The sequence below is a fragment of the Oligoflexus tunisiensis genome (assembly GCF_001748245.1).
Classification (GTDB): Bacteria; Bdellovibrionota_B; Oligoflexia; order Oligoflexales; family Oligoflexaceae; genus Oligoflexus; species Oligoflexus tunisiensis.
Genome location: NZ_BDFO01000001.1, coordinates 3805594 through 3823469 on the forward strand (window position 1 = coordinate 3805594; position 17876 = coordinate 3823469).

General features: G+C 53.5%; 12 protein-coding genes. 6 read left to right on the forward strand and 6 right to left on the reverse strand.

Features of this window, described 5'->3' with window-relative positions:
- Positions 1–161: 161 nt before the first annotated feature.
- From OLTU_RS15920 to OLTU_RS15930, 3 genes are all read left to right on the forward strand, one after another.
- Positions 162–3515 (forward strand): hypothetical protein, encoded by a 3354-nt coding sequence (locus OLTU_RS15920; RefSeq protein WP_141733756.1) that lies wholly within the window; start codon positions 162–164, stop codon positions 3513–3515.
- A gap of 273 nt (positions 3516–3788) precedes the next feature.
- Positions 3789–5201: a hypothetical protein gene (locus OLTU_RS15925; protein ID WP_141733757.1), complete on the forward strand. Its 1413-nt coding sequence runs from the start codon at positions 3789–3791 to the stop codon at positions 5199–5201.
- A gap of 229 nt (positions 5202–5430) precedes the next feature.
- Positions 5431–7563: a S46 family peptidase gene (locus OLTU_RS15930; RefSeq protein WP_141736801.1), complete on the forward strand. Its 2133-nt coding sequence runs from the start codon at positions 5431–5433 to the stop codon at positions 7561–7563.
- On the opposite strand, the gene OLTU_RS15935 is transcribed toward OLTU_RS15930, so the two are convergent.
- The 4 genes from OLTU_RS15935 to OLTU_RS15950 form a co-directional block, all read right to left on the reverse strand.
- Positions 7535–8380 (reverse strand): TIGR02147 family protein, encoded by an 846-nt coding sequence (locus OLTU_RS15935; protein ID WP_141733758.1) that lies wholly within the window; start codon positions 8378–8380, stop codon positions 7535–7537. The two genes, OLTU_RS15930 and OLTU_RS15935, sit on opposite strands and share 29 nt — an antisense overlap.
- A 181-nt stretch (positions 8381–8561) precedes the next feature.
- Positions 8562–8945 (reverse strand): fluoride efflux transporter FluC, encoded by a 384-nt coding sequence (locus tag OLTU_RS15940; RefSeq protein ID WP_141733759.1) that lies wholly within the window; start codon positions 8943–8945, stop codon positions 8562–8564.
- A gap of 11 nt (positions 8946–8956) precedes the next feature.
- Positions 8957–9700, reverse strand: coding sequence for a DUF4197 domain-containing protein (locus OLTU_RS15945; protein WP_176736666.1), 744 nt, complete (start codon positions 9698–9700; stop codon positions 8957–8959).
- A 125-nt stretch (positions 9701–9825) separates the two neighbouring features.
- The gene (locus OLTU_RS15950; protein ID WP_141733761.1) at positions 9826–11349 is read right to left on the reverse strand and encodes a hypothetical protein; all 1524 of its coding nucleotides are present in this window, start codon (positions 11347–11349) and stop codon (positions 9826–9828) included.
- A gap of 484 nt (positions 11350–11833) precedes the next feature.
- Here OLTU_RS15950 and OLTU_RS15955 point away from each other — a divergent pair, with 484 nt between their 5' ends.
- The 3 genes from OLTU_RS15955 to OLTU_RS15965 all read left to right on the forward strand — a co-directional run bounded on the left by OLTU_RS15955 (position 11834) and on the right by OLTU_RS15965 (position 15290).
- Positions 11834–12514: a c-type cytochrome domain-containing protein gene (locus OLTU_RS15955; RefSeq protein WP_245676868.1), complete on the forward strand. Its 681-nt coding sequence runs from the start codon at positions 11834–11836 to the stop codon at positions 12512–12514.
- A gap of 185 nt (positions 12515–12699) precedes the next feature.
- Positions 12700–13164, forward strand: coding sequence for a (2Fe-2S)-binding protein (locus OLTU_RS15960; RefSeq protein ID WP_141733763.1), 465 nt, complete (start codon positions 12700–12702; stop codon positions 13162–13164).
- A 2-nt stretch (positions 13165–13166) separates the two neighbouring features.
- On the forward strand, positions 13167–15290 hold the full coding sequence (locus tag OLTU_RS15965) for a xanthine dehydrogenase family protein molybdopterin-binding subunit (RefSeq protein ID WP_176736667.1): 2124 nt from the start codon (positions 13167–13169) through the stop codon (positions 15288–15290).
- A gap of 77 nt (positions 15291–15367) precedes the next feature.
- Here the strand turns inward: OLTU_RS15965 and OLTU_RS15970 are convergent, their stop codons facing one another.
- Together OLTU_RS15970 and OLTU_RS15975 are read right to left on the reverse strand one after the other, a co-directional pair.
- Entirely contained in the window at positions 15368–17224 is a 1857-nt protein-coding gene (locus OLTU_RS15970; RefSeq protein ID WP_141733765.1) for a c-type cytochrome, read from the reverse strand.
- Between the two features lie 269 nt (positions 17225–17493).
- Positions 17494–17874 carry a VOC family protein gene (locus OLTU_RS15975; RefSeq protein ID WP_141733766.1) on the reverse strand — a complete coding sequence of 127 codons (381 nt, stop codon included), beginning with the start codon at positions 17872–17874 and terminating at the stop codon, positions 17494–17496.
- Between the last annotated feature and the right edge of the window lie 2 nt (positions 17875–17876).

Here is a 17876-nt window from a genome sequence, read left to right on the forward strand (position 1 = left end):
AGGTCCGCCAGAGCCGAAAACACCGCTTTCCCCGGACTTTTGCCCCATCACTGCCATCCAGCCGGATCTAACGCAATCCCAAACAAAACTAGCACCGGCCATTATGGTAGGAGTGGACGTACTTTTCATAAAGTCCGTGAAATCTAGCCAGGATGTCTCAAATGAATCGCACAATTCGCGTCATTCTTTTGCTTCTCATGATAACCTCGGGCTGCCATAAACTGCAGAATAGTATGAATACAATAGAGCTGGAATGCGGAGCGGACGCATCTTCCGGTGAATCCTATATGAAGTTCTTACAAAGCCAGGATGCCGAAATCCAGCAGGCCGAAGAAAACCTAGTCGCCTTTCATGTAGAAGAGGATGCCATGCAATCTTCAAATACGGGTAAGCGAATCCAGGTATCCAGTAAGGGCTGTGTCGCTATCCCGAAGGGCGAAAGTGGTCGCTTGGATGTTTATACAAAGGTCCCCAGGCAAGGCATCTCCATTCATCTGCAAAAATCAAACCCCGATTTTTCGAAGCATCGCCTCCTGCCTATCAAGGAAAGCCACTTTGGTTTTGTTTGCCCTGTGGACGGCTACTTTGCAGTGGACTCGTTGTCTGTCCCTCTGGTGATACCCTCCGCCCCCAATAGCATCAGCGAGAGAAATCGAATTGTGGCTTACGACGAGTCGACACATACCGGGGTCGTTTTATTCGAGAAACCTTTTGGCGAGTCTTCAGCAGGTGAAATAAAGCTCTTCAACACATCTGTATTGAAGCCGGGTGAGTACCTCCTGAAAAGCACTCGCGAGGTTGTTGACCTTCGCTCCGAATCTCAATTGACAAGCGCGGACGTTGCCACGTGCCCCCTGACCATAGTCGAAAAAACTCCGAACCTTCCGGACGCGATCCTGCGGCTTCCAGAATCGACCATCGTGCCTTTGGGAAGTAAATTGAGCTGGACGAGCGATAAACATACCGACATGAAGTTCTGTCGCAAACAGGGCGCGGGCTGCTCCAAGTCGGAAGATTTCCACGATGCCAGTGAGGTGCTGAATCAGGACGAAGGAGTTTGGGATTACTGCTTTCTTCTCGAAAACAGAGTGGGGCAAAAAAGTGAGATCCTTTGCAAAGAAATAAGAGTGAGCGGCACGAAGCCTCAGATTAAAATTGCCATCGACACGCCAGCGATCGCAACGGATCTCCCCATCCTTGACTTCCCGACCATTAGGTTGAAATATCAGGTGCAGGCTGACCATAAGCTAGCCACAAAATCAGATCTGCAAAAATATCAGATGTGCAGAGTCGAGTTCTCCTTTCATGGTCAGGTGAATTTGGCTTCCGATACCGTGACATGTCTATCGGCAGAGTGTCGCGGCAAAAGCCTCAAGGATTTTTCGGCTTGTGGTCCTGAAGTTGAAATTGATATCAGTGGGGTCTATAAAACCAATCTCATTGATAAGGCCTATTTGAAGTTCATAGTCAGAACTGAAGACGGAGCAGGCAATATCAGCACCAATGAGAACAGTGTTCTGATCGACAAAGACCGCTGGGAATATGTGGCGTTAACCGGACCGGGCACGAGTCTGGAAGATGAACAATTAGCCGCGTTTGTTCCAATTACCGACGATCGCATTCACATTATTAGTCAAAGCAACAAGATTTTGGAGTATTCGTCGGAGAGCCAGACTTGGAAAGAATTATTCAATATTTCCCAGCTTACGACCGAAGATGTGCAGTTTCAGGAGCTGATCGTAATGCCTGATCAAAGCGTCTACGGTCTTTGGCATGACAGCTTCGATGCCAAACACTCCTTAATCCTTAGAAGACAACCTGGGAAGCCCTGGGAGCATTTAGCTGGAGATCAAAACCCACCTGGCTGTTCCTCGTTTACCAGAGACTGGTCAGGAAACCTGTATTGCCAAAATAAAGGACTGGCTTATGTCTTCACTAACGACATCTGGAAAGAAATCACTTTAACAGACAATGAAGGTGACGCGCTTTGCTCTGGACGCATGAAGTTTTTTACCGTCAATGAGTCACAATGGGTGTTCTGTAGTGGGTGGGTTCATTCGCGACAAGCCGCTGACGACACATGGACTCGGCGCAAAGAATTTGGAGATGGATTTCCGGGGTATGCGGTTGAGGACAAATATGGAAATATCTGGATCAGCAGTGACGAATGGTCAGACGAATTCTTTGTCGGCTATTTTGATCCGCTGGGCCAATGGAACGATGCGGTGTCAGGGACGGTTCTGAAGTTCCAAACTTCAACCATCGGTTTCCCGAGCCTTTCAAGCTCAGGCGACGCTCAATACGGGAGCCTTGTTTGGGACTCTTCCCTTAAGGATTGGAAGCCACGTTTTTCTTTTCTGAACCCACTCGCGATCATACCTCTCAACACTGTGCATGGGCTGCTGAATGACTCATTCCTCCTGTGGGATTCGAGCTTGGTTATCAGCATGGGCCGAACTGATTACATGTTTACGTTCCCAACTGATCGATGGAAGGCGCTTTCCCAGGATGCCATTAATTATCACAGCAAGTTTAAGGAGTTCTTTGCTGTCCTTAGCTACGTGGAGTCTTCAACAGAATTGCAGCTTGTTTCCATTCGAAAACGGAAAGTGATGAACTGGTTGCCTGCGGTCACCGATAGCCCGCACTACGAAGAGTTTCAACTGACGCGCATGAATTCGGGTGCAACATTTTTTACAGCAGGTCAAAAGCTGATCTATCGCCAGAACCGGGAATCGGGAGGTTTTGAAGTCTATCGCCGTTTCGCTGAAGCGGAAGACGTCATGACCAAAATGACAAACCAGCTTGTCATAGCTATTCGCAGCGGCAAGATTATGGTGGATGTCGGTGGGGGATCCTTCATCGAATTTGAAATGCCCAAGGATTTCGAGCTGACGAGCGACCACTTTGTTAAAGACAGCCAGCTGTGGGCCATGGATGCGAAATCTCCAACAATTCATCGAATCTCACCGGATGGGTCCATCCAAAACCTTAACATTCCCGCTGAATGCCACAGCGGCGCGTCTACAATTCTCACCCACACGGAGAGCCACATTTATATTGTGGGCGGAGCCAACCATTGTCTCGCCAGCTTCGAGGACATGATTTTCAAACCTCTGACTATTCCCGACTATCCTTTCGAAGGTCCTCCGGCCCTTATCGCAAGGCTCAGCACAAGCAGGCTGGCACTCCAGGCCGCCGCTGGAGACGATAAGTTCTACATTGTGGATCTGGACAAGAAGAAGTCGGAAGGCCCCTTTCCGCTGTCCGAGAACCTGCTCAACCTTCAGGAAAGTCCAGATTCGAAGCACTTGTTTGCGCTGTACGGGGACCGCGTGGAGCGCTTCGTGAACGGAACCTGGGCTACGGTCATCACCAACACACAGATAGGGGAGCATCTGGGGCGCTCGGATGTGGACTTCAAGTCACTGGCTGTTGATCGGGAGGACTCCTTCCTCCTTGCAACAGACGTAGCGCCTCTCCTGCGAATCTTTCTGAACAAGGGATCTCAGTGATTGCCCAGCAGCAACGGCAGTCTGGTGGGACGCGCAACGGAAAACATGATTGAATTGACATATTAATATTGTCTATTGGAAGGCACCGAAGTATTGGAAATCCTTGCCAGCGGAGTAATTGATGCAGGGTGCCGTTCGGAATCAGAAAAATTAACTCCACTTGAAAACGATAATTTCAATAAATGCCAGAATGACTGTTCTGCTTTTAAGTGCCCTGAGATATAAGGAGGCGGTAGAATCTTTTGAAACCCTTGAAGGGAGCAGGATACGTCAATGACGAGACTAACCTATTTACCCATAGCAATCTTGGCTCTGACGCCGGTGGCAGGCTTTGCTCACAAGGTTCCATACGGCGCCAGCCATTGTGCCAATACCGAAGAACAGGCTAACGCTGAGGAAATTCCAATATGCACTCAGGAAGAGAAGGAAGAGGCCGCAGCCACGGCTTTTTGTAAATTTACTGGCCGCCCTGACTTAAAAAATTGTGTAGAAAGCATTGTCAAGCATGGCATGGCGGAAGCTGCTGGAAAATGTGTTGATGAAGCCGTGCAAAAGCAGGTTGATCTGAGGGAGGAACTCGTTGGCCATAAAATTGGTGGAGGCGGTTCTGCTACAGACGGCTACTGGCATGTTGACTATAAGTACAGCAAGCAAGAAGGCTTGCATCGCCACGACTGGAGCGAGGGAGCCAGAGATCTCGCTGGCCGAGATGCGGGGACACTTGCTGTGCGGCAGGCAAAAGAAAGCGCCGCCGTAAACAAGACCACAACTGAGACTGCCACCACAACAAGCGCATTCGGCAAATTCTTAACACAAGTTGGATTAAGCGGATTGTCCAGCGTCGATGTCGAGGCTGGGGCGGACCACTCAAGGTCAAATGGAACAACTACGGAAAAAGGGCCTTTGACTGATGCACAAGCCAAGGAAGCCTACGCTAAGGCTTATAAAGCAGCATATGACAATCCTAATTTGACGAAAGTTAACCCTGATATCATGTGCGAGAAGGACGAGCCAAACTGCTCCAGCAGCTTCTCGCGCAATATTCCAAATGAGGACTACACTCCTCAACCTAAAAAGCCGGAAGAAAAGCCATCGAGTAACGCTAACAAAAGCAGCTCCAGTTCGAAAGGCGACGATGGCAACAATAATCATAAAACCCCTTCTTCCTCACCCAGCAAATCCGACAAAACAGGAGAAGTTAAAGAGCACCATAATACCTACGCAGGCGACCCCTCACCTGTAACGCCCCCGGGGGAAATGCTCGCTACCTACGATCATGAAAACTTCAACAATCCCGTGGCAAAATGCCTTTTCGAGTCCTTCATGAAAGAAGTATCGAAGGACAATGATAAAACTTATAACGAGGATGGGTTCAACAAATCCGCCGAAGAGCGTAAAAAAGAGGCCGCAGCCCTTTTGAAAAAAGGCGTTTGTGACACTAGCTTTTATGGAACGGCATATTGCCAGAAATTCAGACAAGACAAGCTTACCACAGAGCATATGCAGGATCCGGTGGACGAGGATAAATCAACTTTATTCGACGAGATTCAGGATATGGGGCATATTGACTTTGGAAACCCAAAAGACGATCTGGACAAGACCCCGATAGACTTTTCCAAGATCAAACAGCTGCCGACAAATCCTGCTGATCCCGTGAACCCCTTGCCTTTCAAGCCAAATAGGTAAACTGATTAAAACCCCGGATTAACCACTGGGGTTTTACATTTTCAACTCTTCTTCATCCAGGAATCGTTCAGGCTGTGGGCTCTTTCACGCTCATAGCCAATTATGAGCTGGACCGTCCGAGATCATAGTCATAAGTGACCGCGTTGTCAGCACCCCTGTGGATGGCTATACTGGCCCTTCAACAAGCCTGGAGTGACCCTTGTTTACGCGTATACTGTACACCAGTCTCATGATCGCCCTGCCCCTGACAGCTCAGGCGGATGAAGGGCAATGGCAGCCGCACCAATTGCCGCTTTTGAAGGCAGAGTTGAAGCGTATCGGCATTCAGACGCCGGCGGAAAGGCTCGCCGATTTGAAACGGGCTCCCATGTCGGCCATAGTCTCCCTGGGGGGCTGTTCGGCGTCCTTTGTTTCCCCTCAAGGCTTAATCGTTACCAATCATCACTGCGCTTATGGCGATATTCAGCACAACTCCTCCGCCAAACGAAATTTTATCGCCGATGGTTTCCTCGCGCGCTCACGGGCCGAGGAATTGCCGGCGAGCCCGAATACCCGGATTTATGTGACCGATAGCGTCGAGGATGTGACCCAAACGGTGCTGCGCGGACTGGATCCCAAGCTGTCAGGCAAGGCACGGTATGAGGAAATCGAAAAGCGCATCAAGGATCTCATCGCCAGCTGTGAAGCGGACAAAGCCTATCGTTGTTCGGTTCCGAGCTTTCATCGCGGCATGGAATACTATCGCATTCGGCAGATGATGATACGCGACGTGCGCCTGGTTTATGCGCCCTCTGACAAAATCGGTAACTTTGGAGGCGAGATCGATAACTTTGAATGGCCTCGCCACACCGGAGATTTTGCCTTCCTGCGGGGTTATGTGGGCAAGGACGGGCGACCTGCCGATCCCTCGCCGGACAATGTACCTTATGCGTCCAAAGATTTTCTGGCCATATCAGCGGAAGGCTTGAAAAACGGGGATCCCATTCTGCTGGCCGGCTATCCTGGTCGCACCAATCGCTATAAACTGCCGCGCGAAATTCGTTTCGTCCGCGATCAAAGTTACCCGCAATACGTGGCGGAATACGATGCGGATCTTGAAGCCATCGCGCAGGTCACCAAAACCAATCCTGAAACCGCGGTACGCTATGCCAGCGTTTCCAAAGGCATCAGCAATCGTTTGAAGAAACTGCAGGGTCTGCTCGATGGATTCGCCCGTCGGGATATTGCGGCGATCAAGGACGAGCAACAGGCTGAATTCAATCAGTGGATGAAAAAGCAGCCCAATGCCAAAACTTTGCAGGAAGTGCTCGCCCAGATGGATCACCTGATCCAGGCCGATGAAAGACTGTCTGAAGAGCAGTTCGCCTGGTCGGTCGCCACGAAGAGCGATCTTCTCAGCAGCGCGCTGCAACTCTACCGTCTGGCGGTGGAACGGCAGAAACCGGACGCCGAACGTGAATCCGGTTACCAGGATCGGGATCTGCCCTTTATTAAGGCCCGTCTGACCCGTCTGGAGCAAACCTTTGCCAGCGAAGTGGATCAGGCGCGCTGGAAAGCGGCTCTGCAGCGCTACCAAAAACTGTCGGCTGACTCCCACCCGCTCGGCCTGGACGCGCTCCTGCCGACGGTCGATGCGATAGCTGGCCTTTATCAAAAATCGACCTTGCATGACACCGTCCAGCGTCTTGACTGGATGAACAAGGATGCCAAGGCCTTCACCCAATCCAAGGATGCCCTGATTCAGCTGGCGGTGAAACTGCATGACATTCACATGACGCTTGAAAACCGTCGCAAGGAAATCGATGGCAACCTCGATCGCATCATTCCCGAGTACATGCGCGCGGTGATAGCCTGGAAAAAATCCCAGGGCAAACCCGTGTATCCGGATGCCAACTCCACCCTGCGGGTGACCTATGGAACCGTGTCTCCCTACTCGCCGAAGGACGGTCTGATCAAAGGCCCGTTCACCACCCTGGAAGGCGTCCTGGAAAAATATACCGGCAAGACCCCCTTTGATGCCCCCAAAGCCCTTCTGGAGGCGGCACGGGCCAAACGCTATGGAGCCTATAAGGACAAGGTCCTCGGCACCGTTCCGGTGAACTTCCTGACCACCGCCGACACCACCGGAGGCAACTCCGGTTCGGCCGTGATGAACAAACGCGCGGAACTGGTCGGTCTGAATTTCGATTCGACCTATGAGTCGGTGACCAAGGATTGGTACTTCGATCCGCTCATGACCCGCGCGATTCACGTGGATATTCGTTACATGCTCTGGGTCATGGCCGAGGTCGACAAGGCCGAGAACCTTCTGAAGGAACTGACGATCCGTTATCCTAATGCAAAGGATAAATCTGCACATTAAAGCGGATCAGCATATCGGCTTCCGTGGATTCAACTTCCTGAGCGGTGAGGATACTGTGATCCTTCACCTTCTCGATGAATTCCGGAAGCCGACTTTTCTTCACCGAAATCATGATCGTTTCAAAATAGGCGTCCTGTGAGGAATACCATTTCTTGAAGGCCCGCTCCGCATCCTGCACCGCATACTGATGAAAGCTGTTCATGGTGAGGCCGCTGTCCTCGCTGTCGGTAAAGCGGATGGTATTCTCCCGAATGAAATAACGCTGCGTGTCCGTATCCAGACCGATCACTTCAATCCCCATGAGACAGGCCAGCGCATATTCCACATCCAGCGCCCGCGAGCGTCCGAAGTAGCTCTTCAATTGCTCCTTGGTCGGATTGTTTCCATAGAGTCCGAAGGCGCAGTAAACCTCGGCCGCAAACACCATTCCATGGAGACGCGAGGGAAAACTTTCCTCGACCTTTTTGAACGAGCGCCGCAGGCTTTCGAGCTTCTCCATCAGCACGCGGCGTTCGTCCTCGCTATCGGCGTCCTCCAGTTCGAAGACTACATGCGCGGCGGTGGCCAGGCGTCCGGTCAGGCCGAAGCATTTGATAAAGCCCTTCCAGTAACGACTGTTGAGTCGTCTTTTGCCGTTCAGAAATTCCGACAGATAACCCCGCGAGGGAATGCCGCAGGACTTGCAAAGCTGGGCTATGGAAAAATGCGGATGAGTCTGCTTCTTGCGTTCAAAGAGAGCACGAAAGATGAGGGATGGTTTATCACTCGCCAGAAACTGGTTGTAAATGAAGGATCGCTCTTCCATCGTTAAGGCCATGACAGGTAAGCTCCGCAAGTTTGACTATCGCATATCATAAAAGCACAGACGCATCATACAGGATCATAGGGCCTGACGTGTGACCTTGGAATTTAATGCAAAGCTGTTCTTAAAAAAGTGCTCTGGGAGAACAAGGGTATGGAAATTCACCCGAAATCATCGAGGCTTATGGAAGAACAGCTCAAGCCCGTTCCAGCGTGCGCATCAAAGCCACACCGCCATAACAAGCGAGAAGACCGAAGGCCGGGCTGCCGAAATAATAAAGCGCGGCCATCACCCGTTCACCCCCTTCCCAAAGGCGGAGGGACTCATTGCAGTAGGCGGAAAACGTCGTAAAACCGCCTAAAAAACCGGCGGCCAATCCCGTCCGGATCTCAGGCGCGAGCGAAATCCGATCGAGGCCCAGCACATAGAGGACGCCCATCAGGAATGCACCCACGATGTTGATGACAAACGTGGCCCAGGGAAAAGCCTGAGGGACGGCCTTCAGCGCCCATAGGCTGATTCCATAACGGAGGGTCACCCCGAGCGCACCAAACACGATGACCAGAGCCAGCTGTTGCACGTGGGGCCTTCTTAACTTTTCCGGTTGGCGTAATAACCGAACACCTTTTGCAGAAGCGCAGTACTGCGTTCCACGGGATTGTCGCGAATCAGTTTTTCCTGCTTGCCGATTTCCGTGAAGAGGGCCTGGCTGGCCTTCTGACTCACATACTCATCAAGGTTGACCGTGGCAATCGGTATGCCGGCGAGCGTCGCCGCGGGTTTGATGGTGGTCATGATTTGGTTGTAGTACCGGCCGACATTGTTCTGCTGGGTGGCCTTGGCCACAATGGGTTTGAAGGTATCCAGCAGCTGCTGTTCACTTGTACGGCGAAAGTAATTGGTGGCGGCCTGATCAGGGCCGGTAAGGATGGTGACCACATCCTGAAAGGTGAGCTGGGTTATGGCCCGTTTGAAGATGGGCATCGCCGAGGACATGGCCTGTTCCGCAGCACGATTCAGGCTCTTTTCAAAATTATCGACCTGAGCCCCGAGTCCGGCACTGCGGGCAAACTGGGCCATCTTCTGCATCTCAGCAGGGATCAGGATGCGGTGCATGGACTGGCTGAAGCCACCTTCCTTTTGCAGCATGTTAATCCCAACGGTCACCCCTTTTTCCAGAGCCTGGCGTGTGGCGGACACGGATTCGCTCTGGCTTGGGGCTGCACTGACCTGACCCATTTGGTTCTGGCCGACTTGAATGGCTTCGTTAATGGTCTCTTCATAGCCCACGCAGCCACTCGTCAGACATGCAAGACCCACTAGCAGTTTTTTCATAGCCATGACCTTTCCTGAAATTGCCAAGCGGACTGAATCGGAAAACTTGGCAAATGCACAGGACCTTGTCAACGGGCCGTTTTGCAGGGAGTCAGAGTCTGTCTCAAGAAACGCACACAAAGGTCTCAACGAGCCATCGTATCCCAGGCGGGATCAGGCGGGGCCACCCGCTCGGGCTTCCGCTTCAGCGCGTAACCCTGCGTGTTGATGTTGCGATACATATTGAAGGCGCGATAACAGCTGCTCTGATGCGGATCGCTGTAATCGCCAACCGGCACACGCCACTCGCTGCCATCAGCGGCGCGGAATTTCGCCTCATAAGCCTCGACACATTGTTCATAGGTATAAGCACCAGGGCGCGGCTCGGCGGCCAGGGGGGATTGAGTTTCCAGTTTCAAAAGTTTCAAGGCAGCCTTCACCCCATGCTGCGGATCGATCCCAAATTTTGTCAGCCAATCCACGACCAGCTCATTCGCTTCCTGCTCACGCGTATAAGGGCCAAGACCGAGGGCATCCGCGCGCCGGGACAACTCAGCAAGCCTCGTGTCCGGAGCGGCGACCACGGCCGGCAAAGCCCGATTGAGCCAATCCCAAAGCTCCCTGACCGTCGTCAGCTCGGGCACCGGTCCCAGAACGCGCGGAGACCACGGCGCGAGGCGCTCCATGTTGTCCACCATACGTTTTTGCAGGGTCGCATTCAAAGGCAGATCGACCAGACACGCATCGACCTTGCGCTCATAATCCTGATAGGAAACGTATCCGCGTTCATCCGGTTTTTCCAAAGGAAAATGGGTCAATCCCGGAGCCGTGAGAAAATGCTGCGACAGATCCTTGCAGGCGCTGCGTTGGCCTTCCTTTCGTATCCAATCCTGAATCACATGGCGGGCAATGAAATAAAGACCACTGTGATAGCGCTGTCCTGGAGCCCCATTCGCCAGGGTCCGATAGCCATTTTCCTTGGCCTTCCGCCAGTACATCAGCTCCTGGGCCAGCTCCGCCATCTCCTTGTCCGCCGCATGAGGCGCAAGAAAATCGTGCAGGGCATCGGGCTGCGAACGATGGGCCCGATAATAATGCGCCGCCTCGTGAAAGACCGTCGCGACCGCTTCATATTCCGTGAGATTTTGCATCAGGCCGGTGGTCATCACCAGCCAGTGTCCGCTCATGCGCACAAAAATTTCCCTGGTCTGCGCGGGCGCATGGGAACCATCAATCGACGCCTGCAGACAGCCGGGCGCAAAGTCCACGGTGCGCTTCGTCACCCGCGTCGTGCATCCCGCAAAGGGTTTCACATACCAATCCATAAAGCGCTGCAGCGCCACGCCCTGATAAGGCAACGGCACACAGGGACGCGGACCCGGGACACTGAAAAGCCCACCCCGTTCGCGATCCAGACCAAGAAAATCCTCCGAGGTGCCCTCGGCTCCCTGCAGCTGTCCCATCTTCCTCAGGCAGACGTCCATGCGTCCCACAAAAGCCTGGGGCTGCGCATGCTCCAACAGAAAAATCCGGGGCTGCGGCACGCCCTGCATCCCGATCGGATCCTTTTCCCTCAGGAAGCGATCCAGCTGCTCCAGCCAGAACTGCAGTCGCTGGCGCAAAGGGTCCGTGGCCGGACGGCTGATCACGGTTCCGAATCGAGGTTCCAAGGTATGTTCCACAAGTTCCTGCTCGGTGACAGCGAGCCACGGGAAACGGGATTCTTCGAGCAGAGCACGAGCCCTGTGCTGCAAATTCAGGCGGCCCTCGGTTGATTGACAGGCAAAAGAGCCCAGAAAGATCCATAGCCACCCCAGTTTGATTCTGCGGTGTTTCCCAAATGGGCATCCTCTCATGGCAGCCACCCCAACATCTCTTTTTTAAGCTTATGCTAACACGAAGGACTCGATGCTTTTTACCCATCATGGTCTTTCCGCGGGCATCCGACAGAAGACCGGTTTCAACGGCAGCCAGGAAATGATCGTCTGTTTCACAAAAAAGTATTCCATGTCCTGGGATTAAGGCGGGTCACAGTGAAATGCCCTGGGCCGGCTGTCCTTCGGGACGGGCTGCCCGAATTTTATTCTCAAGATTCCACCACATTATGCCGAAAAGTAAAGCATCCCCTGGCCCGGAGGTTTTGCTGTGAAATTCATGATCGTGGCCTGCATCCTGCTAGGCGCCTGCACCGCGAACGTCGACGACACGCGTGTGAATGCCGATGGCAAGCCCAACAATATCATGACGGGTTCCGATGCGAATCCCGCACCCGGATCCATCGCCAACGCCGGGAATCCCAACCCTGCCCTGGCCGACTTTATTCCTGTGGGATATACCGATGAACTTCAGCCCATGGTCCAACAGCTTTGTACCGGAAGCTGCCACACCGGTGCGCCGGCTCCTGGTCCGGTGACTCTGAATACCGCAGAAACCCTGAAGGCTGCTGCGACCCAGGCGGCGGCCGCCATCACGAGCGGAAAGATGCCGCCGAATGCCGCGGATAAGTCGGAAGCGGATAAAAAACTGCTCGCACAGCTTGCGATTTCGCTCACGAATTGGGGCCGCAATGAAGCCTATGCCAATGCGTTATCTGATTTCACAATAACCTGGACGCCCGCCGTGAGTGGTTTGGCCAACGCACTCTGCATTTCCTGTCACAAAGGGGATCAGCCACCAGCCGGTTTGCGCCTTGAAACCCAGGATCAATGGAAGACCGCGATGCCTCGCATTTTGCAGGCTGTTGAAAACAGAAAAATGCCCCCGAAAGTCGATGAAGTGCAGGGACCTCGTCTTTTACGATATCTGAGGGCCTGGCAGGATCAAGGCTTCCCCTGAGTTCATCTCACCCGCCTTCTTATCTTGATTGATTTTAATTAGAACCATCCGCTTCCATGCGACAGGTTTCCTGCTGTGACATGGAGGCAGGAATGTCCTTGTGAATTTTCTGGATTGTTTTTCTCATCAAAGACTGTTATCGGCCTTGATAGACGATCGCACAATCAGGACGGGAGAGGCCCAAGATGGCGCTTTACGAACTTACTATTGATAGCAAGGTCCATACGGTCGATACCGAACCGAACAAGCCCTTGCTGTGGGTTCTGCGCGAAGACTTGAATCAAACGCAGGCCCGGTTCGGATGCGGCGCGGGACTTTGCGGAGCCTGTACGGTTTACGTCGATAACAATCTGGTGCGCGCCTGCGCCTCGGCTGTGGCGACCGCAGCAGGAAAAAAAATTACAACGATTCACGGGCTGAATGATGAGCTTGCACAAAAATTGAAAGCGGCCTGGCTGAAATATGACGTCCCTCAATGTGGTTACTGTCAGCCTGGTTTTGTGCTGGGTGCTCATAAGCTTCTTAAAAAAACTTTACCTGGTCAAACGCCCAATTGGAATGAAGTCACCAACCTATGTCGCTGTGGAACATATGATCGCATTCGACAGGCTGTGCTCGATGTGCACAGTCAGACAGCGACGGGGAGTTGAACGTGCTGAATGTAAAAAGCACAAGACGGGAACTGATCACACGATCCTTGGGTGGCACGCTCAGCCTCGTCTTTGGTTTCAGTCTTCCCTGGGTCGGGCGTGAAGCAGCCCACGGCGCGTCACCGAATTCCATTATTTTAAATACCTTTATTCGCATCTTCGCCGACAATCAGGTGGAAATTACGGTCGTAAAGGCCGAAATGGGTCAGGGCGTCATCACCTCACTGGCCATGCTGATCGCCGAGGAATTGGACGCGGATTGGTCCCAGGTCACCGTGAAACTGGAAGGTGAAATGGGCGCTTTTGTCGATCCCCAATCACCATTTGCCGGCACCTTTGGAAGCACGTCCGTTCGCAGCAATTATCTGCGTCTTCGCAAAATCGGAGCGGCCGTGCGGCAGGTCCTGCTTCAGGCTGCAGCGGCTCAAACCGGGCACCAGGTCCATGAACTGCAGGGGAATGCCTCCTGGGTGGTCGATGCCGCAGGTCAAAAATTGGTCTCTTATGGACAGTTGATTCAAGCCGCCGCGCAACTGCCTTTGCCGAGCGATCCGCCCTTGAAACATGAGGATCAATTCAGGATTGTAGGACAGCGGCAGCATCGCAAGGATGCCGCTCTGAAAATCGAAGGCCAGCCCATCTATGGAATGGATGTGCGGCTGCCAGGCATGCAATACGGAGCCGTCAGGCAGCATCGGGTGTTCGGATCCCGACTTCTGAACTTCCCCGAACTGCAGGGGCAAATGCCGGCCGGTTATCAGCTGGTGGAAGTTCCCGGCGCGATCATCGCCATCGGCCCCAGTTACTGGCGGGCTCAGCGGATTCTGGATCAGCTCGCGCCGCGTTATGAAACGACAGCGGTCATGGACAGCAATTCGCAGCCGGCGATCGAACAGCGGCTGAGCGAGGCCGTTCAAAATTTCAACGGCCCGAGCGTCTTCAAACACGGGGACGGCAGCGGTGCGCTTGCACTCTGTGAAACCGTCGTGGACGCGGAATATCATACGCCGTTTTTAGCCCACGGAGCCCTGGAGCCACTCAATTGCACAGCCTGGGTGGAAGGCGATCGCTGTGAATTCTGGATTCCCACCCAAAGCCCTCAATTGGCCGCCTATGGAGCCGCGCGCGCCCTGAAGCGTCCGCCGCACATGATCAAGGTCAACGTCACCTATCTGGGCGGTGGGTTTGGTCGCAAGGTGGAAAGTGATTATGTGGTGCATGCCGCCCTGGCTTCGCAAGCGGTGCAGGGACCGGTTCAGGTCATCTGGTCGCGTAGCGAGGACACGCAGCATGATTACTATCGGCCGGCCTATCAGGCCCGACTCAAGGCCGGGATCAGGGGAGAACACCTTGCCGTTTGGACCGGAAAAAATGCCGGTCCTTCGATAGCGAAACGCAATAATCCGAACAGCACACAAATCGATTTTTCATCGATCGATGGTTTTGCGGATATTCCATATGGCATTGATCATCAGGAAGTGTTTCATGAAGAAGTGGACCTTTCCGTTCCTGTGGGCTACTGGCGTTCGGTCGGCAAATCTCAGAACACGTTCTTCGTCGAATCGTTTATGGATGAGATCGCCGCCCGGATGCAAATCGATCCGCTGCAGTTGCGTCGAATTCATTTGAACGCGCATCCGCGCGCGCAGCGTCTGCTGGATACCCTGGCGGAAATCTGCGACTGGAACAGCCAGCCCACGCTCGGCATGGGCTTTACGGAAGGGTTTGGCTCACTGGCGGCGATGGCGGCACAGGTCAGCCTTGTATCGAACACGGTGAAAGTGGAACGTCTTTGGACTGTGGTCGACTGCGGTCCGGTCGTCAACCCCGAGGGAGCGGAAGCCCAGGTGCAGGGCGCGGCCTTATATGGGCTCGCAGCGGCGCTGTTTGGCAAGGTCACCGTTACCGGCGGTAAAGTCGATCAAACCATTTTTGCTGATCGTCCCTTTATCAAGCTGGCGGAAGCCCCCGTGCAGGAGGTTCACTTTGTCCGCAGCCAGGAGGCCATCGGCGGGCTCGGCGAACTCGCCACGCCCCTGGCGGCTCCGGCCGTGACCAATGCCCTTTATCGACTGACGGGACAACGAATCCGTCGTCTGCCCATCAACGACTTTTCCTGGACATAAGGTCCGGTGTCAACATTTTGAGCCCAGGAACACATTGCCTTCATGGCCTTGTCTTCCTGGGCTTCTTTTTTCTCGAATTAAAGCGTTTTCAGGTATTCGATGAGCGCTTCGCGTTTGCGTTTATCCTGGCGGAAATCGATGCCACCATTGAAGACTTGGATATCAGCATGGCCGGCGTTGCCATAGCCCGGGATCCGGGTATCGTAGAGAATCACAAAGCCGGACTTGCCGGGCGACTTGCCGGAATTCTGGCCCGGATCGTTCTGACCCGCATCATCATCCATGGGATTGCCATTCAGTCTCCACTGGAAGCCCAGCCATTTTTCATCATAGCTGAAATCATTGAGCTGGAATTCCGTGGGACGTTCCTCAGCGACCAGCAGATGATAGAGCGTGGGAACCGAACCGTTATGCAGATACGGAGCACGGGCCCAGATGCCGTTGAGAGGAACGGAAATATATCCGGGGTTGTCCTCGCGCGGCACCACGATCTCATCATCCGGCACATTGCAGTCCGGCAGGGTTTTGTCCTGGCAGGCGTCCTTGAGAGCGGCAACCACATAGGGACGCGTGTCCTTCGTTAAACCGGTCGCACGACCTGGTTCCGTACCGATGGTGGCCACCGGAATAAATTTTTCTGCTTCATGACACGAGGCACAGGCCTGCTCATAGATCGCGCGTCCTTCGGAAGCCTTGCGCAGATCAACCTTGAAAGGATAAGCCGGAGCCGGCAACTTATCGACAAACGCTGTGGTCGCCACGGCATTCGGAAAGTTCACCGACTTCGCCTCACCGGCGATGCCAATTTCCGCACCGAGGTTACGCGTGAGCTTGTTCTTCAGGTTTCCATCCCACTGAGCGAAGGCGCGTTGATCCTGTCTCCAGACGCTCATGATGTCGCCGATACCAGGAGTCGTTGGAAAATATTTCTTTAACCCAACCGCCGGATCCGCAAGAACTTCCGTGGGAGGAACAGCAGCCAAAGCCACAGCCACAGCGAAGTCGCTATGTCCCGGCGAAGAGAGCAGGAGGCGCAAATCATTTTTCAGGGTATAAGCGCCCGCTGTTTGCACTGCATAGGCTCCACGTTTCACGAGTCCATCCTTGAACTGCTGCATAAGCGCAGCGCCCAAAGCGGGTGACTGGGCTGTCCCGAGGAAAATGGCCTTGTCGATTTTCTCTTCCGCAATGCGATCCGGGCCGTAAAGTTCACCGTCCTTTTTAGCCAGCAAAGCGGCCGTGAATTTTTCCACAGTATAGCTGGGATTCTGCACAGCCCGGGAAAGCGTTGACCGGTAACCGTTGACATCGCCCACAGTGCTGGGGGCTCCCAATATCTGTTTCACTTGACCCGATGCATCCTGCACACGACCCGTATGACACGCGGCACAGGCAAGAGTCACCATCAAGGGACTCGGCGGAGCACCCGCTGCCGCAGGAGCCTTGGTATAAGTAAAACCGTAAGGAAGAAAATCGCTGGGACTCAGTTTGTAATAACCCGTCGCTTGCTCAAATTCGGCGTCCGAGAAAACTTCCGGCATCACCTCGGGCAGCAGACGGAAAATCACAGCAGGCGTTCCGTTCAACGACACGGGTGTTTTCACAAAGGCATCATAGCCCGCTTGATTCTGTTCAAAATAATCCTGACGCTCCGCGTCACGCATACGGCTCAAATAAGCCCAAAGATCGCCATTGCGAAGGGCGACCTCGGTCTTCAATTCATCAGGAATGTCATAGTCTTGACCATAGTATTGCACGACCTCCTCATGATTCGGCAGCGCTGACAACACTTCGCTGGTGACATCGGCCGCGGGAGCATCCGCTTCGGGTTCTGTCTCAGCGTCAGCAGGCGTGCTTTTCTTGGTGCAAGCACTCATCCACAGGAAGGCGATCAAAGCGAGGCTCGAGGTCCGTTTCCAGTTTTTCATCATCATGTGTCTTCAGGGCTCCTCAACAAAGCGTACAGGACCCCGGATAATGCAACGATCATGCACAAGCCAAGCCTCTGGAATCGTGTGCTTCCTTCTTGAGTCTTATTGAACCTTGGACAGGGTCAGGGATTTTCGGCAGGCGCGGCGGGGACTAAGGCCTGTCAGTATTCTGTTACGTGGCGGCAGAATCAACTCTGACAGGCCTTTGGAGAGCTTAGTGAATATAAAATCAGAGCCTTGGACCAAACCTATGTTTCACGGTACTGGTCCCTTCAGCACTGGTGCAGCTGAATCAAATTCCCGCAGGTATCTTCGAAGACAGCATAGGTTCCCCAAGCGGCTTCGGTCGGTGGAACGCGGAAAACCACACCTTTCGCACTGAGAGCTTCGCTTTCCTTTTGGACGTCGGTACTGAAAAACGTAAGGAGAGGAATCTCATCTTCAAAGATCGCTTTTTGAAAAGCGCGGGCGGCCGGGTGCGTATTGACTTCCAGGGCCAGCTCCACTTGCGGTCCATCCGGTGACACCAGCGTGAGCCACTTATGGGCGCCTACGGGAATATCCGTCTTCTTGGTAAAACCGAGGACCTCGGTATAAAACTTCAGGGCCTTTTCCTGGTCATCGACGATAACGCTAACGAGTCTGATTTGCATGA